The organism is Pauljensenia sp. C0170B5 (genome assembly GCF_056590195.1).
This window is the reverse complement of sequence record NZ_JBWPVR010000013.1, coordinates 19934-45967: the sequence shown is the minus strand read 5'-3', so window position 1 is coordinate 45967 and position 26034 is coordinate 19934. Positions and strand designations below refer to the sequence as shown.

The 26034-nt window shown below is 59.6% G+C and carries 24 protein-coding genes; 21 read left to right on the top strand and 3 right to left on the bottom strand.

Annotation, left to right across the window (positions count from 1 at the left end):
- The 16 genes from AC1EJZ_RS10680 to AC1EJZ_RS10605 form a co-directional block, all read left to right on the top strand.
- A partial coding sequence (locus tag AC1EJZ_RS10680; protein ID WP_480294910.1) for a proteasome accessory factor PafA2 family protein occupies nt 1–899 on the top strand: 899 nt, incomplete at its 5' end.
- A 9-nt stretch (nt 900–908) separates the two neighbouring features.
- Nucleotides 909–1088, top strand: coding sequence for a ubiquitin-like protein Pup (locus tag AC1EJZ_RS10675; RefSeq protein ID WP_058236631.1), 180 nt, complete (start codon nt 909–911; stop codon nt 1086–1088).
- A gap of 1 nt (nt 1089) precedes the next feature.
- Nucleotides 1090–2478 carry a Pup--protein ligase gene (gene pafA / locus AC1EJZ_RS10670; protein ID WP_480289202.1) on the top strand — a complete coding sequence of 463 codons (1389 nt, stop codon included), beginning with the start codon at nt 1090–1092 and terminating at the stop codon, nt 2476–2478.
- Between the two features lie 4 nt (nt 2479–2482).
- A complete protein-coding gene (locus tag AC1EJZ_RS10665; protein WP_480294909.1) occupies nt 2483–3430 on the top strand; it encodes an FKBP-type peptidyl-prolyl cis-trans isomerase in 948 nt (315 codons plus the stop codon).
- 42 nt (nt 3431–3472) lie between these two features.
- Nucleotides 3473–4246, top strand: a complete 774-nt coding sequence (gene hisF / locus AC1EJZ_RS10660) for an imidazole glycerol phosphate synthase subunit HisF (RefSeq protein WP_480294907.1) — start codon at nt 3473–3475, stop codon at nt 4244–4246.
- The gene (hisI, locus tag AC1EJZ_RS10655; RefSeq protein ID WP_092648551.1) at nt 4243–4596 is read left to right on the top strand and encodes a phosphoribosyl-AMP cyclohydrolase; all 354 of its coding nucleotides are present in this window, start codon (nt 4243–4245) and stop codon (nt 4594–4596) included. The genes hisF and hisI overlap by 4 nt, the downstream gene beginning before the upstream one ends.
- Complete coding sequence (locus tag AC1EJZ_RS10650) at nt 4593–6146, top strand: chorismate-binding protein (RefSeq protein ID WP_058236636.1); 1554 nt, start codon at nt 4593–4595, stop codon at nt 6144–6146. The genes hisI and AC1EJZ_RS10650 overlap by 4 nt, the downstream gene beginning before the upstream one ends.
- Nucleotides 6147–6222: 76 nt before the next feature.
- Nucleotides 6223–7077, top strand: coding sequence for an indole-3-glycerol phosphate synthase TrpC (gene trpC, locus AC1EJZ_RS10645; protein ID WP_058236637.1), 855 nt, complete (start codon nt 6223–6225; stop codon nt 7075–7077).
- Nucleotides 7078–7089: 12 nt separating this feature from the next.
- Complete coding sequence (gene trpB / locus AC1EJZ_RS10640) at nt 7090–8367, top strand: tryptophan synthase subunit beta (RefSeq protein WP_480294905.1); 1278 nt, start codon at nt 7090–7092, stop codon at nt 8365–8367.
- Nucleotides 8364–9167, top strand: a complete 804-nt coding sequence (gene trpA / locus AC1EJZ_RS10635; protein WP_480294903.1) for a tryptophan synthase subunit alpha — start codon at nt 8364–8366, stop codon at nt 9165–9167. Before trpB ends, trpA begins: the two co-directional genes overlap by 4 nt.
- Before the next feature lie 18 nt (nt 9168–9185).
- Entirely contained in the window at nt 9186–10220 is a 1035-nt protein-coding gene (lgt, locus tag AC1EJZ_RS10630; RefSeq protein WP_285014121.1) for a prolipoprotein diacylglyceryl transferase, read from the top strand.
- A gap of 9 nt (nt 10221–10229) precedes the next feature.
- Nucleotides 10230–11687, top strand: coding sequence for a pyruvate kinase (pyk, locus tag AC1EJZ_RS10625; protein ID WP_092648555.1), 1458 nt, complete (start codon nt 10230–10232; stop codon nt 11685–11687).
- 280 nt (nt 11688–11967) lie between these two features.
- The gene (locus AC1EJZ_RS10620) at nt 11968–12192 is read left to right on the top strand and encodes a hypothetical protein (RefSeq protein ID WP_058236642.1); all 225 of its coding nucleotides are present in this window, start codon (nt 11968–11970) and stop codon (nt 12190–12192) included.
- 683 nt (nt 12193–12875) lie between these two features.
- A complete protein-coding gene (locus tag AC1EJZ_RS10615) occupies nt 12876–14054 on the top strand; it encodes a tyrosine-type recombinase/integrase (protein ID WP_480294901.1) in 1179 nt (392 codons plus the stop codon).
- Nucleotides 14055–14475: 421 nt separating this feature from the next.
- Nucleotides 14476–15390 (top strand): pentapeptide repeat-containing protein, encoded by a 915-nt coding sequence (locus AC1EJZ_RS10610; protein WP_480294899.1) that lies wholly within the window; start codon nt 14476–14478, stop codon nt 15388–15390.
- Nucleotides 15391–15418: 28 nt separating this feature from the next.
- Entirely contained in the window at nt 15419–15631 is a 213-nt protein-coding gene (locus AC1EJZ_RS10605) for a helix-turn-helix domain-containing protein (protein WP_070726682.1), read from the top strand.
- Nucleotides 15632–15710: 79 nt separating this feature from the next.
- On the opposite strand, the gene AC1EJZ_RS10600 is transcribed toward AC1EJZ_RS10605, so the two are convergent.
- Entirely contained in the window at nt 15711–16295 is a 585-nt protein-coding gene (locus tag AC1EJZ_RS10600) for a hypothetical protein (protein ID WP_480294897.1), read from the bottom strand.
- Nucleotides 16296–16746: 451 nt separating this feature from the next.
- Between AC1EJZ_RS10600 and AC1EJZ_RS10595 the strand changes: the two genes are divergently transcribed.
- Both AC1EJZ_RS10595 and AC1EJZ_RS10590 read left to right on the top strand, forming a co-directional pair.
- The gene (locus tag AC1EJZ_RS10595; RefSeq protein ID WP_480294894.1) at nt 16747–17739 is read left to right on the top strand and encodes a hypothetical protein; all 993 of its coding nucleotides are present in this window, start codon (nt 16747–16749) and stop codon (nt 17737–17739) included.
- A 584-nt stretch (nt 17740–18323) separates the two neighbouring features.
- Nucleotides 18324–19370 (top strand): pentapeptide repeat-containing protein, encoded by a 1047-nt coding sequence (locus tag AC1EJZ_RS10590; RefSeq protein WP_480294893.1) that lies wholly within the window; start codon nt 18324–18326, stop codon nt 19368–19370.
- Between the two features lie 136 nt (nt 19371–19506).
- Here the strand turns inward: AC1EJZ_RS10590 and cas9 are convergent, their stop codons facing one another.
- Nucleotides 19507–22749 (bottom strand): type II CRISPR RNA-guided endonuclease Cas9, encoded by a 3243-nt coding sequence (gene cas9, locus AC1EJZ_RS10585; protein ID WP_480294891.1) that lies wholly within the window; start codon nt 22747–22749, stop codon nt 19507–19509.
- 290 nt (nt 22750–23039) lie between these two features.
- On the opposite strand from cas9, the gene AC1EJZ_RS10580 reads away from it, so the two are divergent.
- The 3 genes from AC1EJZ_RS10580 (at nt 23040) to AC1EJZ_RS10570 (ending at nt 25691) form a co-directional block, all read left to right on the top strand.
- Nucleotides 23040–23561, top strand: coding sequence for a pentapeptide repeat-containing protein (locus AC1EJZ_RS10580; protein ID WP_480294889.1), 522 nt, complete (start codon nt 23040–23042; stop codon nt 23559–23561).
- 442 nt (nt 23562–24003) lie between these two features.
- Nucleotides 24004–24990: a hypothetical protein gene (locus tag AC1EJZ_RS10575; protein WP_480294888.1), complete on the top strand. Its 987-nt coding sequence runs from the start codon at nt 24004–24006 to the stop codon at nt 24988–24990.
- Nucleotides 24991–25289: 299 nt separating this feature from the next.
- Nucleotides 25290–25691 (top strand): hypothetical protein, encoded by a 402-nt coding sequence (locus AC1EJZ_RS10570; protein ID WP_480294887.1) that lies wholly within the window; start codon nt 25290–25292, stop codon nt 25689–25691.
- A gap of 28 nt (nt 25692–25719) precedes the next feature.
- Here the strand turns inward: AC1EJZ_RS10570 and AC1EJZ_RS10565 are convergent, their stop codons facing one another.
- Nucleotides 25720–26025, bottom strand: coding sequence for a hypothetical protein (locus tag AC1EJZ_RS10565; protein WP_480294885.1), 306 nt, complete (start codon nt 26023–26025; stop codon nt 25720–25722).
- Between the last annotated feature and the right edge of the window lie 9 nt (nt 26026–26034).

Genomic DNA, 26034 nt, shown 5'->3' with positions numbered 1-26034 from the left:
GTCGGGTCGGGCTGGGTCAAAAGTCACAGGCTCCCGGCTTCCAGCTCTCGCAGCGCGCTGACTTCGTGGAAAACGAGGTCGGCCTGGAAACCACTTTCAATCGCCCGATCATCAATACGCGCGACGAACCTCATGCCAATCCCGCACGGTTCCGTCGCCTGCATGTCATCGGAGGCGATGCCAGCCTCTTCGACATCTCGGCCTACCTCAAGATGGGGACGACCTCGATTGTCCTGTGGGCCATTGAACAGGGCACGTCGATGCACTGGGATGGACTGAGCATTGACGACCCGGTGCAGGAAACATGGAACGTCAGTCACGACCCGACGCTGAGCCACAAAGTTCCGATCGCTGCCGGACGCGCACTGAATGCCGTTGATATTCAGCAGATCTACCTGGATCTGGTGCTCGAAACACTCGACGAGACTGGCCAGAATCCGGATGAGGACACACGCGACCTGCTTGACACCTGGCAGCGAGTCCTGGACGGTCTGCGCACCGACATGTTCTCGGTGGCCAGCGACGTTGAATGGGTGGCAAAATACCAGCTTTTCGATCGCCAGCGTGAGCGGCTGAACACCGACTGGGCCGACCCACGTCTGGCGGCAATGGATCTGCAATGGGCGGACCTGCGAGAAGAACGCTCCCTGGTGAACCGCCTCGACCGTGCGGGACGAGTCCGCAGACTCTTCACACCTGACGACGTGATCCGTGCGGCCGATACGCCGCCGCAGTCAACCCGCGCCAGAGTACGCGGACACGCTGTTGCCTCGATGCCGAACGTCGTTCGGGCATCATGGACATCAGTGGTAGTCGACGACCCCGAACACAACCGCCTGGTCCGCATCTCACTGCCTGACGCATCTGATACCACAACCGACATCTCTGACCTTGTCTAAGGAGCATCCATGGTTCAGTCACACACACATTCACCTCACTCAGACCCGCTCGACGAGGACGACGCCCAGGCCGGGCAGGTTCAGGCGAACACCGATTCCCTCGATGACCTGCTGGATGACATCGACACCGTCCTGGAAGAAAACGCGCAAAGCTTCGTTCAGGGCTTCGTGCAGAAGGGCGGCCAATAAAGTGAGGCGCCGAGTCGTCGGAATCGAAACGGAATACGGGCTGACCGCAGCTTCCACCACCTCCGCGCCCTCACCAGTGGATGCGGATCAGGCGGCGCGGTACCTGTTCGCCCCGCTCATTGACCAGGGACGTTCTTCGAACCTGTTCCTGCGCAACGGCGGGCGCCTGTACCTCGACGTCGGCTCACACCCTGAATATGCGACAGCCGAATGCGACCTGCTGGAGGACCTCCTGGCCCAAAATCGTGCAGGTGACCTTCTACTGGCTGACCTCGCCTCTCGCGCAGACGAGCAGCTCGAGTCCGAGGGCGTCCCAGCCCGACTCCACCTGTTTCGCAACAACGTGGACTCCCAGGGAAACTCCTACGGCTGCCACGAGAACTATCTGCTGCACCGCCGACGTGACTTCAGAGAAGTCGCGGACGCCCTCGTCGCATTCTTCATCACCCGACAAATCGTCGTCGGAGCTGGACATATCCGCACCATTTCAGGACGCAGCACGTACGTCTTTTCCCAACGTGCAGACCAGATGTGGGACGCAGTTTCGGCAGCAACCACTCGTTCGCGCCCAATCATCAACACGCGCGACGAACCACTGGCAGATTCAGGCTCCTACCGGCGCATGCATGTGATCGTGGGGGATACGAACGTGTCCGAGCCGACAACCGCCCTGAAGGTCGGGGCAACCGAGCTGCTGCTGAGCGCGGTCGAAGATGGTGTGAAGCTGGCAGACCTGGCGCTGGCCGATCCCATGTCGGCTATTCGCTCCATCAACGCGGACCTGACGGGACAGGCACCTATCCCATTGGCCTCGGGAACATCCATGTCACCTGTGGCAATCCAGCGGGAAATCCGGCGCAGGATCCTCGACCACACGGACACCAGCGCCCTCGATCCCATGCACACCTACGTTCTGGACCTGTGGAAGCGTGGACTGGATGCGATCGAATCAGGAGACTGGTCCGGCGTCGAGACCGAACTGGATGTGGCAATCAAGCGCCGCCTGCTGCGCCAGTACTGTGAACGCCGCTCAGTGCCGCTGTCCGACACGCGCGTGGCGCGCCTGGAGCTCAGCTACCACGACATCACGGCGACAGGCCTGCGTGACCGCATGGAAGGCGGCGGATTGATGCGCCGGCTTATCGCGGCCGACCAGGTGTCAGGCGCAGTCACCACGCCTCCTGCCACAACGAGGGCGTCCCTGCGCGGTCGGATCATCGGTGCAGCACAGGACGCGCGCCGGGATCTGTCGGTCGACTGGGTGCACGTGCGGCTCGGAGATATTTCAGCCACACCACTGACACTCAATGACCCGCTCTCGAACGAGGATGCGCGAGTGGATGCGCTGATCGAGCACATTAACCAGTCAGCTCCTGACTTGCCGGCGTGATCACATGACACTGTCTTCGCGCAGAACGGTTGCCACAGTGACTGTGCTGGTGGTCGTCGTCCTCATCATGGTCGGGTGGTGGACCCTGGGGCGCCGCAGCTCACCTGACGTGGTGCAAAGCGCTGATGACGCACAGTCAGTGGGCAATCAGGTTGAAGTATTCGGTAACCACGGCGCCATACCGACTGTGACCATTCACGGTACCTTGACGGTGACGGCACCTTTCGTGAGAACGATTATCGAGGGGCAAGGACGGGAAATTACCGAGGGGTCGCCCGTGATCGCCGCGATCACACCGTTTGACGGAGACACGGGGGAAGTCATCACGGCCGACGGGCAGCCCGCGATCTTTACGGAGCGTGCAACGAGTGACGAACTGGATGCCACGCTGGTTCAGGCCCTGATCGGGTCTCGCGAAGGGACGCGCCTCCTGTTCGTCAGACCACTGACACCGGCGGCGGATAAGGACGGGGAGACACTTGCCGGAACGACCCCTGCGCAGCCGCGCATTGAAATTGACGTCGTCGATGTGATCTCCTCGACTGCTACTGGCACACCGATTGATCCCGAACCAACCCAGCCATTCAGCGTCGAATTCGCAGAAGATGGCTTCAAGGTCACTCACACGGGGGAGGCCCCCAGCCAGATCGTCATCGCCCCACATATCAAAGGCGACGGTCCTCAGGTCGGGCCCGATGACCGGGTCCTGGTGCAATACGTGATTGCGGGGTGGAACAATCCGGACAAGCGTCGATCAACGTGGAACGACGGAATGCCGGAACGGTTGGACATGGCGACCATCATGCCGGGCCTGCAGCAGGGGCTGGTCGATCAAAGAGTCGGCTCACGCCTGGCGATCACCATTCCTCCTGATCTGGCCGAAGGCGACGACACGCTGTGCGTCCTGGTCGATATCCTTGCCACCTACCCGCCGTCGTCATCCACTTCCTGAGCCGGTGTCAACCAAGTGCGTGCACATGGCTACGATGGAAGCATGTCAGTGACCTGCCGAATCATTCCATGCCTGGACGTCAACGCCGGACGCGTCGTTAAAGGTGTCAACTTCGCAGATTTGAAAGATGCGGGCGATCCTGTTGAACGTGCCCGTCACTACAGCGACGAGGGCGCTGATGAAATCACTTTGCTCGACGTATCCGCCTCGACCGAGCAGCGCTCGACAATGCTCGATGTCGTCTCTGCCGCTGCGAGTCAGATTTTTGTGCCGCTCACTGTCGGTGGCGGTGTACGCAGTGTGGACGACGTGTCACGCCTTCTGGACTGCGGAGCCGACAAAGTATCAGTCAATACGGCGGCGATCGCTGACCCGAGCCTGATCGAACGGGTCGCCTCACGCTATGGCGACCAGATCATCGTGCTGTCCCTGGACGCACGGCGCACGCCCGAGGGTGTCTCAACGACCTCCGGATTCGAAGTCACGACACACGGTGGAACGCGCTCATCCGGCATCGACGCGGTCGAGTGGGCAAACCGGGTCGCTGAACTGGGAGCAGGCGAAATCCTGTTGAACTCGATGGACGCAGACGGGGTTCAGGGCGGATTCGACCTGGAAATGCTCGGCGCGATTCGATCCACAGTGTCCATTCCTCTGATCGCTTCGGGCGGGGCCGGCACAACTGACGATTTCGTTCAGGCAGCTCAGGCAGGTGCGGACGCAGTTCTGGCTGCCTCAGTGTTCCACTTCGGTACCTTGACGATCACGCAGGTCAAGGATGCGATGGCGCGTGCCGGAATCGCGGTGCGACTGTGAAACGGTCGGCTGAGAACCTCGACCCGCGCATCGCGCAGCGACTGAAGCGAAATGAGCAAGGTCTCGTGGCAGTCATCGTCCAGCAATACGACACTGACGAAGTTCTGATGCTGGCATGGATGGACGACGAAGCACTGCGACGCACACTGGAAAGCAGGCGTGCGACCTACTGGTCACGTTCCCGTCAGGAGTACTGGCGCAAAGGCGACACGTCAGGACACGTGCAGCACGTCAAGAGCATTCAGATTGACTGCGACGGGGATGCCCTGTTGATGAAAGTCGATCAGATCGGTGCTGCGTGCCATACGGGGACACATTCATGTTTTGAAGCGGGGGGAACAATTCAATGACACGTCACGCCACTGACCTGCCTCTGGGACAGATATGGCCATCGCGCGAAGAGTTCCATGAGCTGGCGGCCAACCGACGGCTCATTCCCGTGGCACGGAAAGTCCTGGCGCCCGATATTACACCGGTGGGCCTGTACCGCCACCTGTGCGGCTCGAAGCCGGGGACGTACCTGTTTGAATCAGCCGAACACGACGGCAGGTGGGGACGCTGGTCATTCATTGGAGTGGATTCCGCCTCGTCAGTGATCACCCGTGATGGCGTCACGTCCTGGCAGGGGGTGTGCCCGAGGGGCGCAATGGAGACCGGATCATTTCGCGAGGTGATGCACTCGGCTCTCGAGGTGCTGCGAGCTGATCCCATCGAAGGTCTGCCACCCTTGACGGGCGCTTTTGTCGGCTCGATTGGCTGGGCAATGGCCCGCGAATGGGAGCCGAGCATCACGATGTCGGCTCCGCGCGAGATGGACGTACCGGATGCATCGCTCATTTTGGCGCGCGACGTGGCTGCTATCGATCACAGTGACGGCTCACTGTGGCTGGTGTCGAATGCGTGGAACATGGACGGTACCGATGAACGAGTCGACTGGGCGTATGACGAAGCGTGCCGTCGAGTGGGCGACATGTGTCATCGCCTGGAATCCAGCATGAATCCAGCTGTATGGGTCAGTGCATCCCCCTCGTCGGATGATCTGGCGATCCAGCACCGCACACCGCAGGACGATTTTGAACAATCCGTCAGGGATGCGAAAGAGGCGATCGGGCGAGGCGACGCTTTCCAGATTGTGCTGTCGCAACGCATGGATGTGTCCACCCAGGCGGATGCGCTGGACGTGTACTCGGTGCTGCGCACCCTCAATCCTTCGCCGTATCTGTACCTGCTGCGCCTGCCCGATGGCGTGGGCGGTGACTTCGACGTGGTGGGTTCCTCGCCTGAAACACTGGTGCGTACGCAGGGACAGCGCGTGTGGACCTATCCGATTGCCGGGTCACGCCCACGCGGAGCGAACGGGAGCGAGGACCACGACCTGGCCGTAGACCTGCTGAAGGATCCGAAGGAGCTGGCCGAACACGCCATGCTGGTGGACCTGGCGCGCAACGACCTGTCGAGAGTCTGCAGGCCTGAATCGGTGGAAGTGTCTACGCTGATGGAAATCAAGCGCTACTCCCATATTCAACACATTTCCTCCACCGTTACGGGCATCGTGAACGAGGGGGTGGACGCGCTGGATTGCTTGGTGGCAACGTTCCCGGCCGGAACACTGTCAGGTGCGCCCAAGACGCGCGCCATTCAACTGATCGACGAGCTTGAACCGTGTGCGCGCGGCGTGTACGGGGGAGTGGTCGGCTATTTTGACCTGGGCGGCGACACAGATTTTGCGATCGCGATCCGCACGGCATGCCTGAAAGACGGCCGCGCCAGCGTGCAGGCGGGAGCTGGAATTGTGGCTGATTCGGTTGAACACACGGAGTATGTGGAGACCCGTAATAAAGCGGCCGCGGCACTGGCATCCGTACTGACCGCAGCGAAGCTGACGGGGGACCTGGACTGAGCCCATCATGTGAGCCAATTGGGGAAAACACCCTGACTTTGGTTAGCATCACAGTAGGCAACGGTGAGGAGGAGCGATGGCAACAGTCCTCGATGGGATCATCGCGGGAGTGCTGGAAGATCTGCGTGAGCGGGAAGCACGCGTGCCGATGGATGACATCAAGAAGCGTGCGCAACGCTGCGCCGACGCGAAGAACGCGGTGTCAGCACTGCGCAGCAGTGGTGCCGTCTCGCTGATCGCGGAGGTCAAGCGGTCCTCGCCCTCGAAGGGCGCGCTGGCGCATATCGACGATCCGGCAGCACTGGCCCACATCTACGAGGCGAACGGTGCGGCTGCAATCTCGGTGCTTACTGAACAGCGTCGCTTCTCGGGGTCACTGTCCGATCTTGACTCAGTGCGCGCAGCAGTCGATATCCCTGTGCTGCGCAAGGATTTCATTGTCACCCCGTATCAGGTCCATGAAGCGCGCGCTCACGGCGCTGACATTGTGCTGCTGATTGTTGCCGCACTTGAACAGCCGGCGTTGGTGTCGCTGCTGGAACGAACGGAATCACTGGGAATGACGGCGCTGGTCGAGGCGCATTCGCGTCTGGAAGTGCTGCGGGCGCTCGATGCCGGAGCGCGCGTCATTGGCGTGAACGCACGCGACCTGACCACCCTGGATGTCGATCCAACTGTTGTCGAGCAGGTGATCGATGTCATCCCGCCCGACGTGATCGCTGTAGCCGAATCCGGTGTGCGCGATCGCCACGACGTCATCCAGTACGCCAACTGGGGCGCTGATGCTGTGCTGGTCGGAGAAGCACTGGTAACGTCCGGTGATCCAGCGACCGCCGTCAGCGATATCGTCAGCGCCGGCCAGCATCCGGCACTGCTCACCGATAGAAAAGCTCGCGTGCGCATGGCACGCAATGAATCATCTGACGAGTAAGGAGGAGTCGGCATGTCGAGTACCGCATCGCCGCGCTCGGACGACCTGAGAGGCCCGTATTTTGGAGCCTTCGGTGGTCGTTTCGTGGCCGAATCGCTGATGGCTGCACTGGAAGAACTTGATGAAACGTGGCAGCGTCTGTGGCATGATGACGGTTTCCAGAAACGACTCCATGACCTGTTCGTCAACTATGCCGGACGCCCCTCATTGTTGACCGAAGCATCGCGCTTTGCTGCCGATCTGGGGGGAATCCGAGTCTTCCTCAAGCGCGAGGACCTTAACCATACCGGATCCCACAAGATCAACAACGTGCTGGGACAGGCGTTGCTCACACAGGAACTGGGCAAGACCCGTATCATCGCTGAGACCGGAGCCGGACAGCATGGCGTTGCCACCGCAACGGCCGCGGCGCTGCTGGGCCTGGACTGCACGATCTATATGGGCGCGGAAGACACCGAACGTCAGGCACTCAACGTAGCCCGCATGCAGATGCTCGGCGCGGAAGTCATTGGTGTGACTCAGGGGTCTCAAACGCTCAAGGACGCCATTAACGAAGCGTTCCGTGACTGGGTGACGAATGTGGAGACCACGAACTACATTTTCGGCACTGCTGCAGGTCCGCACCCGTTCCCCAGCCTCGTCCGTGACCTCCAACGCGTCATTGGTGACGAAGCCCGCGAGCAGATCCTGGAGCGCGAGGGGCGCCTGCCGGATGCCGTGACCGCGTGCGTGGGCGGTGGTTCAAATGCGATTGGATCCTTCACTGCTTTTATCGATGATGAGGACGTCGAGCTGATCGGATGTGAAGCCGGAGGCGACGGCATCGAGACCGGTCGCCACGCTGCATCGATTTCAGCGAACGAAGTCGGTGTTCTGCACGGTGCGCGCACATTCGTGCTGCAGGAACGCGACGGGCAGACCAAGGCCTCCCATTCGATTTCTGCGGGCCTGGACTACCCGGGTGTGGGACCCGAACATGCATGGCTGGCCCGTTCCGGACGAGCACGCTACATTGCGATTGACGACACGCACGCCATGAACGCATTCGTGCGCCTGTGTCGCACCGAAGGTATCATTCCCGCCATTGAATCGGCACACGCACTTGCAGGGGCAATTCAGTGGGCCCACGAGCGACTCGAAGCAGGACCGATCGAAAAAGGCAAGGAACCCATTATCGTGGTGTGCCTGTCTGGGCGCGGCGATAAGGACGTGACAACCGCTTCGAAGTGGTTCGGCCTGGGTGAACCCACATACCAGAACATTGATCCGAGCAGGGAGGCCGACAAATGATGCACAGCGCAGATGCGATTGATCGCGCCAATAATGCCGGGCACGCCGCCCTGATCGGATATTTGCCCGTCGGTTTCCCCACTGTGGAAGACTCGGTGCGTGCAGCGAAAGTTCTGGCAGATAACGGCGTTGATGTCCTTGAATTTGGTTTCCCGTATTCCGACCCTGGAATGGATGGCCCCACGATCCAGCGCGCAACCGTGGCCGCCCTCGAACATGGAACACACCTGGAGGACCTGCTGGAAGCGACCAGGGAAGTTGTGGACTATGGTCTGGCCACCGTGTGCATGACGTACTGGAACCCGGTCGAATGGTACGGCGTGGACCATTTTGCCCGCGACTTTGCCCAGGCCGGCGGATCAGGCCTGATCACGCCGGACCTGCCACCCGAAGAAGGCGAGCAATGGGAAAATGCCGCTCGCGAAAATGACCTGGAATGCATCTACCTGGTGGCACCGTCGTCAACTCGCACGCGTTTGGAACTGATCAGTTCCCACGCACGCGGATGGGTGTACGCCGCGTCAACGATGGGCGTGACAGGGGCACGATCCTCGGTCGGCACTCACGCGCGCGAACTGGTCGCACGCACGCGTGAAGCCGGTGCAAAGCGCGTGTGCGTGGGTCTGGGCGTTTCCAGCGGCACGCAGGCACATGAAATAGGCTCCTACGCCGATGGCGTTATTGTGGGTTCTGCACTTGTGCGCACACTTTTTGACGAGGACAGGGAACAGGCTTTCGAAGCGCTCGGAACTTTGGCCCGTGAACTCAGTGATGGCGTTAAGAACTCACGAACTGTCTAACCGGAAGGCGCGGTGACGATGAACGATCTGACTGTGGCAAGCTCACTGATTGGCTCAGCGATACCGTCTCCGCCGCAGGGAGCGTGGAACATTGGTCCACTGACCATCCATATGTACGGCATCCTCATTATGGTGGGGATGGTCGCTGCAGTGTGGATCACCGGCCGGCGGTACGAGCGGCGCGGTGGCGTGGCCGACTTCATGTACGAAATTGCGTTGTGGGCGATCCCGCTGGGAATCATCGGAGCGCGAATCTACCACGTGGTGTCCTCACCTGATGCCTACTTCGGCCCCAACGGCAATCCCATTGACGCGTTCAAAATCTGGAATGGCGGTCTTGGAATCTGGGGCGGCGTAGCTCTGGGCGCTGTTGGTGCCTACATTGCGCTGCGACGCGCCGGCCAACGAATGGGACCTCTGGCTGACTCCATTGCACCGGCCCTCCTGGTGGCACAGGCAATAGGCCGGTGGGGGAATTGGTTTAACCAGGAACTGTTCGGCGCGCCGACGACACTACCGTGGGGGCTGCAGGTCGACGCGGCTCACATGCCTGCCCAGTATGCCGCCGGCACGCTCTTTCACCCGACATTTCTCTATGAATGCCTGTGGAATTTGGTTATTGCCGCACTGATCGTGTGGGTGGATCGACGCGCACGGTTCGCTTCAGGTCAGGTCTTCGGGCTGTATCTGATGGGATACACGCTCGGGCGTGTGTGGATCGAGATGCTCCGCGTTGACGAAGCGCAGCACATTCTGGGGCTGCGTCTGAACGTGTGGACATCGATCGCGGTCTTCCTCGCGGGCCTGGCCGTTTTCTGCGTGGCAGGACGCCTCGGCAGGTCAACGACTGTCAGCGAAGACGAGCATGAGCGCCTGCGGGCACACCTGGGCCTCGACAAGTCGGATGGCGCAGATAATGAGGCTGACGAATCTTTAGATGAAGAGGATGTATCGAAACTCGCGGACGAATCGGGCAGCGTGCAGGGCGCGAAAAACGTCTTTGATAGCGCCGAAGCCGGTGAGGGTTCCCCTGAATCGAGATCGGCACTGTAGAGTAAGAGTATGCGTCGAGCAAAAATCGTGTGTACGTTAGGCCCAGCCACTGAATCTGCCGAACAAGTACAGGCACTCGTGGACGCGGGCATGGATGTGGCCCGTATCAACTGCTCACACGGAACTCACGAAGGACACGAACGTGTCATTGAGCGTGTGCGTCGTGCAGCGATGACGTCGGGCCGGGCCGTAGCTGTTCTTGCGGACCTCCAGGGCCCGAAGATTCGTCTGCAGACATTCAAGGACGGCCCGCAGTTCCTTGAGATGGGAGACACCTTCACGATCACGACTGAAGATGTCGAGGGCACCAAGGAACGCGTCGGCACGACGTTCAAAGGCCTGCCGGGGGATTGTCGTCCTGGTGACCGTCTCCTGATCGACGATGGAAACGTCGCCGTGCGTGTCATGGAAGTAACGGACACCGACGTAACCACCAAGGTAGAGGTCCCCGGATTTGTGTCCGATCACAAGGGCCTGAACCTTCCGGGTGTTGCGGTGTCAGTGCCGGCGCTGTCGGAAAAGGACCGCGATGACCTGCGGTGGGCACTGAGGATCGGTGCGGACTTTATTGCATTGTCCTTTGTGCGCAACGCCCGCGACATTGACGAAGTGCACGCGATCATGGACGAGGAAGGCCGCAGGCGCCCTGTCATCGCGAAGATTGAAAAGCCGCAGGCGGTGGAGGTGCTCGAGGAGGTCGTCGACGCCTTCGATGGCATCATGGTGGCGCGCGGTGACCTGGGTGTGGAAATGCCGCTTGAAGCTGTGCCGCTGGTTCAAAAACGCGCCATTGAGCTGGCACGCCGGGCAGCCAAGCCGGTTATCGTTGCGACCCAGGTACTGGAGTCGATGATCAAGAACCCGCGTCCGACCAGGGCTGAGGCATCGGACTGTGCGAACGCGATCCTTGACGGTGCTGATGCCGTCATGCTGTCGGGTGAAACGTCGATTGGTCAGTATCCGATCGAGGCTGTACGCACGATGGCACGCATTGTGGAGAACATCGAAGAAAACGGTGGTGAGCGCATCGCGCCGTTGGGTGGTTTCATCGCAGACCGCTCGGCCGTGATCTCCCAGGCCGCCGTGTCAGTGGGAGAGAAGCTCGATACGAAGTTCCTGGTGACCTTCACGCAGGCAGGAATGACGGCGCGCTATATGGCGCGTCTGCGTAGCCCTATCCCAATGCTGGCTTTCACGCCGCTCGAAGAGACACGCAGGCAGTTGGCACTGACGTGGGGAGTGCAGACCTACCGTGTGCCCTCGGTGATGCACACCGATGACATGGTCTGGCAGGTCGATCAAATCTCACAGACAGCCGGGCTGTGTAAGCAGGGTGACCAGCTGGTCATCGTGGCCGGTATGCCGCCGGGCGTGTCGGGCTCGTCGAACCTGATTCGTGTTCACTCAGTGGGTGACGATATTGATTACTCCATTGGTGGCCGAGTCGGAATGCTTGGCAGACAGTAGATGACCGCGTCGAGCCGTCAGCATCAACGGCGATGCTGCGGGGAGGACGTTTTCTCTAACGGCCGCCGAGGCTTATTCTCACGCGACCCGATGATGTGTTATCGTTGACGTGGATGCAAACTGTCAACCTGGTGTTGAGAGTTGCGCTGATATGACTTCACACTTTCCACCTGATGAGGGGTGGGCGAGTGTGATTGAGAACTGAATGCCTGACGGGGCGGCCTGTGCGCAAAGAGTACATACCCCGTTATGGCGTGAGGAAGAAGAAGAGGATAGAAATATGACAATTGAAGATCGCAATGCAAAGACCGTGTCAGTCCATGACCGGAATTCGGATCGGCAGGCAAACAACGTTCTGCTTGATCAACTTTCCAATGCGGTACGCCCGTGGTTTGCTGATTTCACGAACGGCGACGTGCGTCGCGCCATCGAGGCTCTGCGTGTGCCTGCCAGCCGCATCGCTGCAGCAGACTTTCTGGGTCTTGAACTCATTGAAGCTGCATAAGGGAAAGCTACCACAGACGCAGTGTTGGGGGTCGGCCACATGTGGCCGACCCCCAACACTATCCCATCAACACAGTGCGAGTCCTTCGAAAACAGAGCCCCTTCCTTCAGATCCCCGAGCGTAACGGCCAGTCGCACCAGCACGTGTCGTGCTTCATGTTCTGTCCGGCTCGGATAGCTTGAGCATAAGAAACGATTCTTGGGAGATACTTCATTCCACCTGTCAGTTTGCTGGGAATGAGACCAGGCGCAGCGGTTGTGTTCCATTGGTCCACGGCGCTGCCCTGCTTCTCGGCCGTATCGAGCGAGATCTTTTTTGCTTCGGGGGTGAAAAGACATTCACATTGTCGTAGCCTGCTGCAGGACATTTTCCATCCCATTACGAGCGGATACTGCAGTGAAACACAGCTCAGACGGGTGATTCCAACTGGTGTGATAAACGGACCCTAAACGCCCTCGTCGAGGGAGTTTTCAGCCGAATAATGCCGAATACTTCTGTACCCCGGGTGGGATTCGAACCCACAGCACCACCGTTTCAGCCATCCCCACCACCGCGCCGAAAAGTCGACTTTTACCCGCCATATTCCGCGAAAGTGTGCGTCGCGCACATTAGACTGCCTACCCCACGTTACGATAGTTTTCTAAAACCTTATTGCACGTAGATTGCACGAAAAAAGGGGAACCATGCCAGCCAGACGACAATTCGGAAACATCCGACGCCTCCCGTCAGGAAAATACCAAGCAACCTTCCCTCACCCACACAACCCCGCCACGCGCGTCACAGCACCCACCACCTACGCGCGCAGGTCCGACGCCGACCAATGGCTGCGCACCCAACAAGCCCTCATCGAAACCGGCAGATGGAAAAGCCCCGAACAACTGTCCGCCACCACACCCGACCCTACATTCGACCAATACGCCCAACGCTACTTCGCAACCTGCGGCTGGACGAAAGCATCGGCACGCACCGTTCTCAACCGCTACGCCAACCACATCCACCCCCACTGGGCCACACGCACCATCACCACCATCACCGCGCCCGACATCGAACACTGGATCACCCACACACTTGCCACACTCTCCGTCACCAACCGCCGCCACGTCTACGCCATCTTCGTCCAAATCATGCGCGCCGCCGAAGGAGACGGCACCATCACCAAAGCGCCCACCAACCTGCGATACCTACGCGCACTGGTCAAAAACCTCGACAAAAAAGCCCTCCGCTACGAAGAAATCACCGAACGACGAGCCCTCACCCTGGACGAAGCCCGCCTCATCGCCACCACCGTCCCCGACTACCAGCGCCCCGCCTTCCACCTCATGGCCGTCACAGGAATGCGCACCGAAGAAGTACGCGGCCTACGTTTCAAAGACCTCGACCTGAAAAACAACGTCATACACATCCGCCACGTTGTCACTGGCAGCGGAAAAAACCAAGACGCACACATGGGTGCCAAAACCGACGCAGGAGTCAGAGACGTCCACCTCGGTACGGGGCTGGCTGCCACACTCCGCGACCACGTGAACAACCACTCATACGCCCCCGATGACTACGTGTTCCAATCCAAAATGAAACCCGGACACCCACTGCCCGACAACACGCTGCGCGATTCCATGAAACGCGTGATGGACAGAGCCGGACTGGAACACGCCACACCCCACAGCTTGCGCCACACCGCGATCACACTGGCGCTACGACTGCCGGGATTCAACGAGATGGACGTCAAACGCTACGTGGGGCACGCCAGGGGAGCGGACATCACCATGCGGTACACGCACACCGATGAGGACACACAGCAAAAGCTCGCCCAAGCCATGAGTGACCTGTTCTACGGGAGTGACCAAAACTATACCAAGTCTTGACGAACGTGTGACACACCGAATACGGAGGATTGACGCTGGTCGACGCGCACCCCCCACGCGGCGAGCTGGGTTCTCTCTACACTTCCCACTGATATACTGGGCGGCTCAAGCTTCGCCAGCGCGCTTCAAGTTGGGTTCTCTCTACACTTCCCACTGATATACTGGAAAAGTCTCGGGGAGATTTTTTGCTATAGTTGGGTTCTCTCTACACTTCCCACTGATATACTGGTGAACACCGGTTTTTCGGCGGGATACAAGCGAAAAGTGGCGGTTTAACACTCGTAAAAGTGAGTGGTGAGCCGCCCTTTTTCATGCCCGTGCGGGGCTCCGATTCAAAAACTGGCGCACGAACACACGACCCGCTTAACTTTCACACCTCCGACTCACGCGTTCTTTTATCCCAGCCGCAACTAGGTCACCCATGAGCACATTTCAACCCCGAAAGCCCGCCGGATCACCGAAGGGCGGCCAGTTCGACACCAAGCCGCACGTCCCCTCCGACCTCGTACTAGGCGAAGAAGAAGAGGGCGCAGCCGACGACATCAACCCGACCAACCAGTGTGACCGCGCGTTCAGCGACCTCGAATACGCGCACACCACGCGAACCGGCTACGACTATGACCGCTCCGGCTTTGATTCCGTCACCGTCAATGACGTCATTGAGACAGCCATGCGCGCCCGCCAATGCTCCTTCAACGAAGTGGACGCAACCAACTCCATCTTCCCCTTCTCTGAACTCGACGGATCCACGGTCACCAGTTGCTCCCTTGCCGACGTGTCCCTGGCGCGCTCCATGATGCGCCGCATGGACATCGACTACACGACACTCGAAAACTGTCGCCTCGTCAACAGTGATATGGAGGGCTCCACCATCCGCGAAAGCCGGTTCCTCAACGTCAGTGCTTCCGGCGTGAGTGCACGGTCCGCACAGTTCTATGATTCAACAATCAGCGGGCACCTCGAATACATCGATCTGTCGGATGCCCACCTGGACAACTGCGACCTGAGGGGCGTGCAGGCTCGCGGCGCTATCCTTAACCAGGCTTCCATCACGGAAACCACCACTTTGGCCGGTGCTGACTTGCGTGAGGCGGACATGATTAGTACCCGCATGGTCGGGGTGGATGCTCAAGGCGCGAACATGGGTGGCGCAAACGCGATCCGCGCGGATTTTCGCAGTGCGAACCTGCGGGGCGTGAACCTGAAGGGTGCGAAACTGGACCGTGCCCTGTTTGATGACGCGGACGTGAGTGGGGCGACGATTGATGAGACGTACCGCCGCAAGATTGAGCAGGTTGCCTACAGCACGGAGGGAGTGACGTGGGTTGGTGCGTGAGAGTGCGCCTCGTCCCACAAGCGGGAATATGAGTGAGATGAATTTCCTATCCGGCTACAAGCCCGACCAGGTGCTGTTTTCCGTGTCCGAAGTAGCGTCCATCCTGGGCGTGAGTGAGCAGGGCGTGTACAAGTGGATCTACGCCCATAAGCTACCCGCACTGCGTCTTGGCTCCCAAACGCTCCGCGTGACGCGTGATGCTCTGGTGAATTTTGCCGTGGAGGCTTTCCCCAGCGTTTAGTGGCACGCATAGTCGTCCGGCCCACTCTTTTTCCGCGTGGCCTTTTAAGAGTGGGCCGGATTTTTGTGCGCGCTGCGCCCTAGAAACCTGAGCGTCCCAGAACCGCGTTCCTGTATGCGGCCTGTTCGTATGTTTCCTGGTCGTCGTATTCACTGCTCCACTCATCGAGGTTGTCAGCGTACGTGGAGGTCACGTCTTCCATAGAGCGGATGATTGTTTCAGGGTCTCCGTTGATGCGAATGTGGTGTTCTTCAGCGTACCCGTCGTCGCGGATCGTCAGGTCAACGCCTTCTGGGTCGTAGGCGATGGTGTAGTGGGCGTCGGTTGCTTCGCTCGTGTAGGTGATGACGCCACTGTTGTCGCCGGTCTTGGTTGCGCGGTCGGTGTCGAACGCGTAGCTGAGTTCGCGCGCCTGGTCGGCGTGGTCGTGTGTGGCTTCCTGGTCCAGGTCGGGCAGAGGGATGAATTTGACACCGAATTCGAGTCCGAGGTTTCTGCCGCTTTTGGCGACGTAGGGCGGTTCAGTGTAGGTGGCGGTGCCGTGGTCGTACGTGTCGTAGGGGGCGTTCAGCGGGTCGCCTTCGATCTGGTCGTGCGGCTTGGTGTCGAACTGTCCGCCTTGTGGGCTGCCTGCGGGTTTGCGTGGTTGAAATGAAGTAGTCATGGAGGTTCTAGTTGCGGCTGAGGCAAAATGCTCGGGTTGACCGGCACGAAAGTGGAGCGAGCTTCAACCCGTGCCACCACCCTGGTGTAGGTCATCGGCAGACCGGAACCGGAAGCCAGTTCATAACCGCCGAGCTTGAGAGTGGAGCGCCCCAGCAGGACAGGGCAAAAGTCCCTGCGGATAAAACAAACACACCGTAACCAACGGGTTTGAGTAAAAACCACCCACGCGAGTAAACGGCATACCAACAGCGGGTCAAGTGCGGGTTATGCTAGTCCACCTCGACCCGTGCTTTTAATGGGCTGGAGCCCAGCTGACGCCCTCTGTGGACCGCCTGCGAGTGCTGGTAATCGCCGACCTGCGCCAAAGTTGTTACCCGATTTCAGCCCACTCAATGCTCGTGCTACCAGACCTGAGCGCGTCTTTTTTTTCAGCCGCAACTAGGTCACTCATGAGCACATTTCAACCCCGTAAGCCCGCCGGTTCACCCCAGGGCGGCCAGTTTGACACGAAACCTCACGACCAGATCGGAAGCGCGCTTGATACGGGCGTGACCGCATCCGACCTGGAAAACCCCGACGGCACCGTGAACTTCGCCAAAATCTTTGCCGAGGAGACCTACGGGCCGGACGATAACCGCAGGCTGTTCGGCGTCTACGTTGATTACGATGATCAGCTACGCAGCGAACAGGTGGAAGCTCTCCTCCAGGGTGATCCTGATAGCACGGTGGATTATGAGATTTTCACCAGCATGACCTACCCGCAAGTGTATGAGAAGGTCACTGAAACGCTTGAGGCGTGGGAAGAATCCATGGGGTGGGAAGAGTGGGACGCGCTACTCGACAGGCACTTCGACGGCGACAGGACGCTCCTGGAGGACGAAGCCCGCGAATACTACATGGACAACATGGACGAGGACGCGATGTCCCAGCTGGTTCGCCTCACCAGGAACGTCGATTTTCGCCATGATGTTGTCACTATTGACACGGACGAGTGGCTGGACATGGAGCCGGAAGCTATGCGTGAGGCTATCACGGATCGTGTGATGAGCGAGCTTGTGGCGAAAGGTGTCGATGACACGGCTGAGAACAGGGCAGCGGTTCGCACGATGGTCGACAAGATTGACGACGATGACCTGGGTGGGGGGCTGACGCTTAGTGTGGCGGGCAGGGCGGACGCCTCCGACCTTCTGTGTGACGAGGAGGGGAACCAGGTGTGGTGGTGGGATTCCACTGTGGATTATGAGCGGCCTTACGTGGAAATGCGGTCCGATTCCTATTCGTATGAGTATGGACCCGTGGGGAGCGGGTATGTGTCCGGCACGCTGAGCGCGCCTTTGATGGTGGAGGAGGACTGTATTCACGTGGATACGAACATCATGGGGGAGAAGGCTGCGAGCAGTGTGACGCGCAGGAAGGTTGACTCGCCAGACGCCAGTCATTAGTTGGTTGGGTTCTCTCTACACTTCCCACTGATATACTGGGACATTCAGGACGAGTTCGCAAAGTTCGGTTGGGTTCTCTCTACACTTCCCACTGATATACTGGTGAACGTCCAGTTTTCGGCGGGATACAAGCGAAAAGTGGCGGTTTAATACTCGCAAAAGTGAGTGTTGAGCCGCCTTTTTCGTGCCCGCACGGGCGATTCGATCCCAAAACCGGCGCACGACCACACAGCCCGCGCTGCCCCAGCCGCATGACCTGCGTCCTAGTGTTCTGACACGCCGGAGCCTGACCCGCGCCCACCACGGACTGTCTACCAGTGGCGCGTGAAAACCAGCCTTCGCCTCATTACTCACTCGGGCATTAACCCCACTCAACTCTCGCGCCGCCCGACCTAAGCACCCTTGTTCCAGCCGCACGGACTTTCGCCGTGGTGTTTTGGCACGCTGGAGCTCAACCCACGGCCACCACAGACTGACTGCCTGTCACCAGCGACCTTCGCCCCACCGCTCACTCGGGCATCAGCTCGCTCCACCTTCGTGCTGGCCAACCTAGGCGTGCTGTCTTAGCCGCAACTAAGTCACCCATGACCAACTCGTTTCAGCCTCGCAAGCCTGCCGGTTCACCCCAGGGCGGCCAGTTCGATTCCAAGCCCCACGTCGCCGTGGACGTGAACATGGGCGACACTGACAAGCCTCACGCGAAGGATTTCACCGGCGAGGACATTCAGGGAGACCACTCGTCTCAGATTGTCACCAAGACTATTCTAGACTGCACACATATTGGCGGGACAGCCCTGGACGGCGTGTATGTTTCCGATTCGACACTGGACGGCGCAACGGTTTCGTCTTCAACCTTGAACAAAGCGTCACTGACCCACCTGCAAGCCGACGGCGCGCATGTTGCCGACTGCACAATGGAGCGCGCCTACATCAACAAGGTGCATGGTCGGGGCGTGCGGATGATTAATCTGAGTGCTGACTGCTCCACGCTGTCCAACAGTGAGTTCCGTGACTACGCCATGAAGCGGTGCGAGTTTAATAACGCAACCCTGAACACTCTCGACTTGAGCGGTGGGCGCGTGAGTAATGTGGAAATGCGCGACTCCACACTGCTGGACATTACTTTCAATGGCGGGTCACTCGAAGCGGTTGACATGACCAGGGCGAACGTTGAGGGACTGTCGTTTAACCGCGTGCACGCTGACGCGATGGACATGTACCGAATGAGCAGTGACTCAATCGCGGTGGAGGACAGTTCGCTTACCGACACGGCGTTCAGTGGTTCCGCGCTGAAAAACTTCTCCATGCTGAACAGTCAGGCTGACCATGCGAATTTTATGCTGGCCGACATGATGGGCGCACGGTTTCTCAACACATCGGTGCGAAACACCAACTTCAGCAAGTCACGTCTCGCGAAGTCGCACCTGTGTGAGCTGCGGGCAACGAATTCGAGTTTTCGCAGCGCTGACCTGTCGGGCGCAACCATGGAGGACTGTGAGATGAAAAAGTGCGACCTGCATGGGGCAAACCTCCAGGGCATCGACTTTCAGAATGTCACATTCACCGACTGCCAGTTCGACGAGGACACCCTAAGCGCACTCCAAAAGACACACGGCGTCACCATCAACTAGGGGTTGGGTTCTCTCTACAGTTCCCACTGATATACTGGCACCGGTTTTCGGCGGGATACAAGCGAAAAGTGGCGGTTTAATACTCGCAAAAGTGAGTGTTGAGCCGCCTTTTTCGTGCCCACGCGCCAACAGCGTTTCACGCCAGCCGAACCGTGGCAGGCAATTTCGTGTCCTTCATGCGAACCTCGCCCAGCGTGTTACGGCGCACCACACTCGGATGCCCCACCGTCATCAAGTCATTCACGCTCACCCTCCAGCACCGTTTCAGCACAACCCGCACATCGTCGGAGGCATCATCAGGCAGTCCTTCACTGGATAGAAGAGTGGGGCGTAAATTCATCGTGCCAGCCGACTCGAACCCCGTTACCGTCCACTCGCGCACAGGGTACGTGTCGAAAAACGTGCGGATCCTCGCGGCCTTGAAATCTGTCGACTCCAGGCGGAGCGTATCGCCGCGAACCACCCACCCCACGTACTCGGCATCCCCACGCGCCAACGCTTCACGCAGTTTCTCGTTGGCCGTGCGAACCGAAATAGACTTGGGCGGCAGCTCTATGCTGAACACGTCACGCCCACCGTGGCGCGCCACATCAACCGCGAACACGCGCAACTGGTAGAAACGCTTACCCACCCGGTAAATGCGAGAGTGATGGACCGTCCCGCCAATGGACGCCCACCCGCCACGCACCGCAACAGCAGACACCAGGGCGGGAAACACGCCCACCTCATCGCCCGCCTCAAACGGGGTGCCATTCACCATGATGCGCCGGTTCTGGTTGGCTGGAAGCCCCACGCCCGGCGTGAAATCATCCTGCCGCGTCAACGCGCACCACAATGCCGGAGTGGACGCCCTGTCAACCTCGTCAACAGTCCATGCGGCCCCCACCCGATGGCGGTCGAGGGGACGGATTGTCGCGTCGTGAGCAGCAGCGTTCGGCACGCTCAACCGCACGTTCGTCGTGACTGGTATCGTCATGTTGTCCAGTTTCTCGTTTAACAATCCGGTCAACACCCGCATGTGGTCACGCCACTCATGCCACACCAGACGATCACCCGTCGTCACCCCATCAAACTCCCACCACTGATTGTCCACGCCGGTCAACTGGTGGGCCCTGCGCATGTTGTCGCGGATCGTGAGCGTGTGTGCAATGCTGGGTCTCATCATGGCGAGCACGGCAGCATCAACCGCGTGATGCCTGCGGTCCAGGCGCGTTTTCCCGCCACCACCAATCATGCGAATATCACGTTCCAGGCCGCTCGCACGCCTCGCGCTCGCAGTCACGTGACCGGCACAAACACGCACATCCACTGTCCCACCGTAGTGAGAGTCGATGCGGTGTCGCAGTTCGACTGCCATCCACGCGACGGATTCCAATGACCGGTCGTCCAGCGGCTCGTCGGGCGTGCGGCGCTTCAGTCGGGCGATCACGTCACGTTTCACAGTGGCGAATGCTTTGACTGGCATCCGGTCGGTGTTCTTCCACGCTTTGACGCGATTGACCGTCTCACCCAGGCTGGTGCGCGATGATCCGTCTGCCCACGCGGCAAACGGGGTGGCACCCTTCTCATGGTTGCAGGTGCGGCACACTGCGGCCAGGTTGACAAGCCGGTTGGTGGATGCGGGCCCCGACCTGGGGACAATATGATCCAGCTCGAAAGCGGTGAAAGCAATAGGGGTTCCGCAGTACAGGCAGGCTCCACCCTGACGGTCCCAGATCCTCATGCGCGTTATGTCGGCGTGCGAGATAGTGCCGTCTTGCCCCGTCAGTTGACGCACGCGGTCAGCGAGCTGCCTGTTACGGTCGGCGGCTTTCTGATTGTCGCGGCTGATTTGGCGAGCGACCTTTTCGGAGTTGAGTCCACCCCTGGCGGTTTCAATGGTGATGCTGATGGGGGTGCCGTAGCGTTGCGTGACGGCGGCGAGCCACCGTGCCACCTGTTTGAGCACGCGATCCACTTTCGGGTTGCCTGTGGGCGTGCCGATGGGGTCTGCGGGCGGCTGCCACCCGTCGGGCACGTTGAATTCTCTGGCGCGCGCCTCATGGAGGTCAACGTTGTCGTGCATCATGCGTTCGCACAGTCTTTCTAGGGATTCTGCACTGTAGGCGGCCCTTCCGAGCGGGAACCGGGCGGCGTCTATTTTTGCCCGCTGGGAGGCGTCCAGGCTGGCGAACAGCGTGTTGACGCTTTCCAGCGCGTCCTCGTTTATGGCGTCTGTCCCCACGTTGGACGTGGCGTCAATGAATGCGGCTTTTTCACTGTCAGTCGCTTTGTCCCACCACTCGGTGAGGGGCCGGATGTTCAGGGCGCGGATGACGGCCCGTGTCTGGTCGATGGGTGGGTGTGTCCCGAGGAATTCTCCGTCGCTGGTTTGGCGGGCTGTTCCTGTCAGGTTGCGCCGGTCAATGGTGAGCGTGTCAGCCACGTCACCCCACGTGGGGCGTGTGGCGGTGGACAGGAAGGTGACGGCCTGGTTCATTTCTCGTCGCGTCAGGTGGCGTTCGTGTCCGCCGTCTAGGACGCGCAGATTGGCGACAGTTTGGATAATGCGGAAGCGTTGGAAGACGGGTTGGGCTTTTTCACAGCGTGGCTCGTTTTCCATGCCGGGCAGGGTGTCCTTGCCGACGAGGTGGCGAGCGGACCCGATGGGAGAGTTCATGGCGAAAATGAGGCGGATGAGCTGGTCGACCAGTGTGGGGTTGAGGTGTTGAACGTTTTGGATGCGGCGCAGTTCCAGGGCGTAGTCGCATTGGTGGAGGGTTCCGGCGAGGATCCCGTCCGCCCCCCTGATGGGGGTGGTGGGTGCGGCGTCAAGGATGGCGCAGATGAGCGTGGCGGGCGTGTACTGTTCGCCGACGCGTGCTCCAAGGTGTTCTTCGACGCGGTTTTTGAGTTCAATGAGTTTGGGGGAGGGCTGGAGGTCACCGAGGAGGGCGTCGATTTTTTGGTAGGGGTTGCGCCAGCCTCTGTGCCTGGCCATGTGGCGGACGGCGATGGACAGGTGGTGGTCGAGTTGGGTGGCGGATGTGATGGGGGTGGTGGCGAGAGTGGCGCGTATGAGCCAGGGTTCGTGCGGGTCGTTTTCGGTGGCGTCGGCGATGATGGGGAACCCGTTGTCGCTAAGAAAGGTGTCGAGCTTGTCGAGGCGGGTTCGTGTGCGGCGCATGAGCCTGCGGACGCGTCTGGCTGTCCCCGAGACGGCGCGGCGCGTGTCACCGGCCTTGTGGTGGTCGGGGTCGACTCCGCCGTCGTGGATGAAGCTGGTGGAGGTGAGAATGTTGGTGGGTGTGCCTGTCGGGTCTGTTTGGATAGCGCTGAAGCCGATGGAGTGGGTGCCGACGTCGATGCCGACACGGTAGCTGGTCGTGTTTTCGTTCATGCCCCTGCTTGTGGGACGTGGCGGTCATAAAAGTAACCGGGCACTTCGCAGTACCCGGTTGACCAGTCAGCTCCGCGAACATTGGCAGGAGCCTTGTTAAGTTCTCTACGCTGTCCAGTATAGGCGTGTGGGTGGGTGTGTCAACGGGTGGAGTGTTGGCGTGTCGCGCTGTGGGTTAATTACTCACGCCCACGAGGGGCGGGGCGTGGGGAGGAATCAATGATAGCGACACTGCTTTCACTACCATCGACAAGTCGAAGCTCGCCGTCCTGGACACCACGAGGGCGAGAATGCCGCGCTCCACCATCCGCGACACCAGAATTGATGTTATCAGGGCAGACAGCACCTCCCTGTATGGTTCCCTGATTACTAACGTTACGACCCGAGATGCCCGCCTGCGCCATTCCGACATGTCAATGGCAAGCATCAAAGAGAGCAATTTCGCCGGTAGTGACTTCCAGGGAGTGAACTGGGATCGCGGTGAAGTTATCAGAAGCAACATGGAGGGTGCGAAACTATGTGGCTCCACCTTGACCAGTTTTCACTTCGTTGAGACCAATGCGCGTGATGTTGACATGCGGCTGTGTGATACTCGATTTTTGACCTGCACGGACAGTGACATGGCGGGCTCGAAGTGGGATGGTGCGCACCTTGGAGAAATGAGGGCTGAACGCACTGACTTCACGGGGGCTGACTTTAGTGGGGCCACGTTTGACTACGCGCAGTTTAGCCGCTGCACGTTGAGCGCTGACCAGCGTGAACGGCTCGAAAATGAGCCTACCGTCGAACTACGAGACTGCACGTGGGTGTAAGTTGGGTTCTCTCTACACTTCCCACTGATATACTGGGCGCTATGGCCTGATCGTTTTTCGCGATGTTGGGTTCTCTCTACACTTCCCACTGATATACTGGTGAACTTCCAATTTTCGGCGGGATACAAGCGAAAAGTGGCGGTTTGACACTCGTAAAAATGAGTGGTGAGCCGCCCTTTTTCATGCCCGTGCGGGGTTCCGATTCAAAAACTGGAGCACAACCACACGACCCGCTCCATAGCCCGCTCAGCCCAAGCGTTTTGTTCCAGCCGCACGGACTTTCGCTGTGGTGTTCTGACGCGCTGGAGCCTTGCCCGCGACCACCACAGACTGACTGCCTGTCACCAGCGACCTTCGCCCCACCACTCACTCGGGCATCAGCTCGCCCCACTTTCATGCTGGTCAACCCGAGCGTACAACCATGGCCGCAACTAGGTCACCCATGACCACTTCATTCCAGCCCCGTAAGCCAGCCGGTAGCCCCCAGGGCGGGCAGTTCGACACGAAACCCCACGCAGCGATCAACAGTATCGACTGCGCTCCTCCTACAGCCGCCGACTTTATGAACCGAGACGGCACAGTGAACTTCACCCGCGTGTTCGACAACTACTCATACGGACGCGGAGGCGACTTTTACACGTACGGCCCCGACCTGGATGCGCGCGACCACCTCAACGAAGCAGATATCGACGAACTTCTGCAAGGCGGTCACAACCCTGAAAAATACCGTGCCATCACCGAATGCGACACTGACACGGCCCATGACAACACCGGCCAAACACTGTCCGACCTGCGTGACACTATGGTGCCTGACCAGTGGGACGAGCTTGTTCAGCGCAGCGGTGGGGAAGAAAATCTCTACGACCAGGCATTCGACTTCTACCTCAACCACATGGATCAGACTGCGATCGAAAAGCTTGCCGGGCAGACAGACCGCGTGAGTTTCACTCACCACCTGAGTGAGGTCAGCGTCCCCGATGACGAGGATGTTCCCCTTGAGCAATTGAAAGCCGACCTGTTCAGCACAACCATGGACAGCCTTCGGCGCCTCGGCATTCCCGACACTGAACACAACCGTGCCACCATTGCCGCCATGGTCGACGAAATGGACGAGACGGACTACGGTGAAGACATTGCGTTCAGCGTGTCAGGCCAAACAGACCCCACTGACCTGCTGCTTGACTCGGACGGCCACGAAGCGTGGAACAAGGATGCCACCATGCGTTACGAGCGCCCCTGTATCATCATGACTTCAACAGCCGATTATGAGGGGCCACGCAGTGTAGGTGAGTTGGAAGGCGCTATCAGCGTTCCCCTCAGTGTTGACCCCGATAACAACCCGTATCCGATCGAAGCCTCCAACTACGCTGAAAATGTGTGGGCTGCCCAACGTGTCGACCGGATCCCGGTAAGAGAGCAAGGCGACTAGGCGCGTGAGGTGTCCAACCGGCATTCGCCCACTCAGGTGTTGGCCCACTCAAATCTCGCGTCACTCAACTCAGGCGTTTTACTTTAGCCGCAACTGCTCCCTTCATGAGCACATTCCAGCCCCGCGAACACGCAGGCCGCAATGGAGAAGATGGTGCGCGGCGGGAAGAACTCTGTAGTCGGGTGCCAGTTCTGGGTGCTCGTCCCACAAGGACAGATGAGGAGGCACAGTTGAAAATCTCAATGACGGCAATTATCCGAAAGCACCTTGCAACGCTCACAGACGCGAGAACCTCACGAATGAGCCCCACAGACATTCTCATCTTCTACGTCGTGCCTGTTGTCGTGGGCGTCCCGCTTGGCCTGTTCGTACCATCACTGGTGGGGGCGGGGGCGACTGGAGGACTGTCAAACGGTGGGCTTGCGTCTTTCGCGGCGGCAATCTTCGTGTTCTGGCTTCGACTGAAAATGCGCGACGAATGGGTAATGCCCGAGCGTATCGTGAAGAACACCAACGAACTGTTCGCCAACCTGGTGTACAGCGTCCTGGTCGCACTATGCGGCGCCTGTGTGGCCAGTGTTGTCCCGCCTGTATGGTGGGGCCGCGTATTGGTGGCCGTGATAGGGACGCACTGCGCCCTGGTATTCATGATGTGCCTGAAGAGGTTCGACCTCATTTTCAGGGAGCTGTGCACACGTTAAGCGTGCTCCAACTGCCCGCGCACGGACATCACGAGCGAGATGCTGCCGAGTCGCCAACAGGTTCCGCCCACGCCTGTACGCACGCCCCCACAGCGCACGCATACAGCTGGATGGTGGTGAGTGTGGCGTCCATGCCGCCGTTCTCCAGCAGCTCCACCTGTTCGACGTCCCAGCCTAGGGTGTTGGCCACGTGCTGGATGCTGACCTGGTGGGTGTGGCGGATTTCGCGCAGCCGGTCCCACAGCTCGTAGGCGTTGACCGCCATGAGTGCCGCAGCACAGTCTGAAGGGTCGTCCGGGTTGAGCCCGAACATGCGCATCATTTCCAGTTCCATGCCCCTCCT

Excerpts from the sequence above, each read along its gene's own strand:
- AC1EJZ_RS10675 (WP_058236631.1), top strand. The coding sequence starts at position 909 with ATGGTTCAGTCACACACACATTCACCTCACTCAGACCCGCTCGACGAG.
- AC1EJZ_RS10665 (WP_480294909.1), top strand. The coding sequence starts at position 2,483 with ATGACACTGTCTTCGCGCAGAACGGTTGCCACAGTGACTGTGCTGGTG.
- hisF (WP_480294907.1), top strand. The coding sequence starts at position 3,473 with ATGTCAGTGACCTGCCGAATCATTCCATGCCTGGACGTCAACGCCGGA.
- AC1EJZ_RS10650 (WP_058236636.1), top strand. The coding sequence starts at position 4,593 with ATGACACGTCACGCCACTGACCTGCCTCTGGGACAGATATGGCCATCG.
- trpC (WP_058236637.1), top strand. The coding sequence starts at position 6,223 with ATGGCAACAGTCCTCGATGGGATCATCGCGGGAGTGCTGGAAGATCTG.
- trpB (WP_480294905.1), top strand. The coding sequence starts at position 7,090 with ATGTCGAGTACCGCATCGCCGCGCTCGGACGACCTGAGAGGCCCGTAT.
- trpA (WP_480294903.1), top strand. The coding sequence starts at position 8,364 with ATGATGCACAGCGCAGATGCGATTGATCGCGCCAATAATGCCGGGCAC.
- lgt (WP_285014121.1), top strand. The coding sequence starts at position 9,186 with ATGAACGATCTGACTGTGGCAAGCTCACTGATTGGCTCAGCGATACCG.
- pyk (WP_092648555.1), top strand. The coding sequence starts at position 10,230 with ATGCGTCGAGCAAAAATCGTGTGTACGTTAGGCCCAGCCACTGAATCT.
- AC1EJZ_RS10620 (WP_058236642.1), top strand. The coding sequence starts at position 11,968 with ATGACAATTGAAGATCGCAATGCAAAGACCGTGTCAGTCCATGACCGG.
- AC1EJZ_RS10615 (WP_480294901.1), top strand. The coding sequence starts at position 12,876 with ATGCCAGCCAGACGACAATTCGGAAACATCCGACGCCTCCCGTCAGGA.
- AC1EJZ_RS10610 (WP_480294899.1), top strand. The coding sequence starts at position 14,476 with ATGAGCACATTTCAACCCCGAAAGCCCGCCGGATCACCGAAGGGCGGC.
- AC1EJZ_RS10605 (WP_070726682.1), top strand. The coding sequence starts at position 15,419 with ATGAGTGAGATGAATTTCCTATCCGGCTACAAGCCCGACCAGGTGCTG.
- AC1EJZ_RS10600 (WP_480294897.1), bottom strand. The coding sequence starts at position 16,295 with ATGACTACTTCATTTCAACCACGCAAACCCGCAGGCAGCCCACAAGGC.
- AC1EJZ_RS10595 (WP_480294894.1), top strand. The coding sequence starts at position 16,747 with ATGAGCACATTTCAACCCCGTAAGCCCGCCGGTTCACCCCAGGGCGGC.
- AC1EJZ_RS10590 (WP_480294893.1), top strand. The coding sequence starts at position 18,324 with ATGACCAACTCGTTTCAGCCTCGCAAGCCTGCCGGTTCACCCCAGGGC.
- cas9 (WP_480294891.1), bottom strand. The coding sequence starts at position 22,749 with ATGAACGAAAACACGACCAGCTACCGTGTCGGCATCGACGTCGGCACC.
- AC1EJZ_RS10580 (WP_480294889.1), top strand. The coding sequence starts at position 23,040 with ATGCCGCGCTCCACCATCCGCGACACCAGAATTGATGTTATCAGGGCA.
- AC1EJZ_RS10575 (WP_480294888.1), top strand. The coding sequence starts at position 24,004 with ATGACCACTTCATTCCAGCCCCGTAAGCCAGCCGGTAGCCCCCAGGGC.
- AC1EJZ_RS10570 (WP_480294887.1), top strand. The coding sequence starts at position 25,290 with ATGAGCCCCACAGACATTCTCATCTTCTACGTCGTGCCTGTTGTCGTG.
- AC1EJZ_RS10565 (WP_480294885.1), bottom strand. The coding sequence starts at position 26,025 with ATGGAACTGGAAATGATGCGCATGTTCGGGCTCAACCCGGACGACCCT.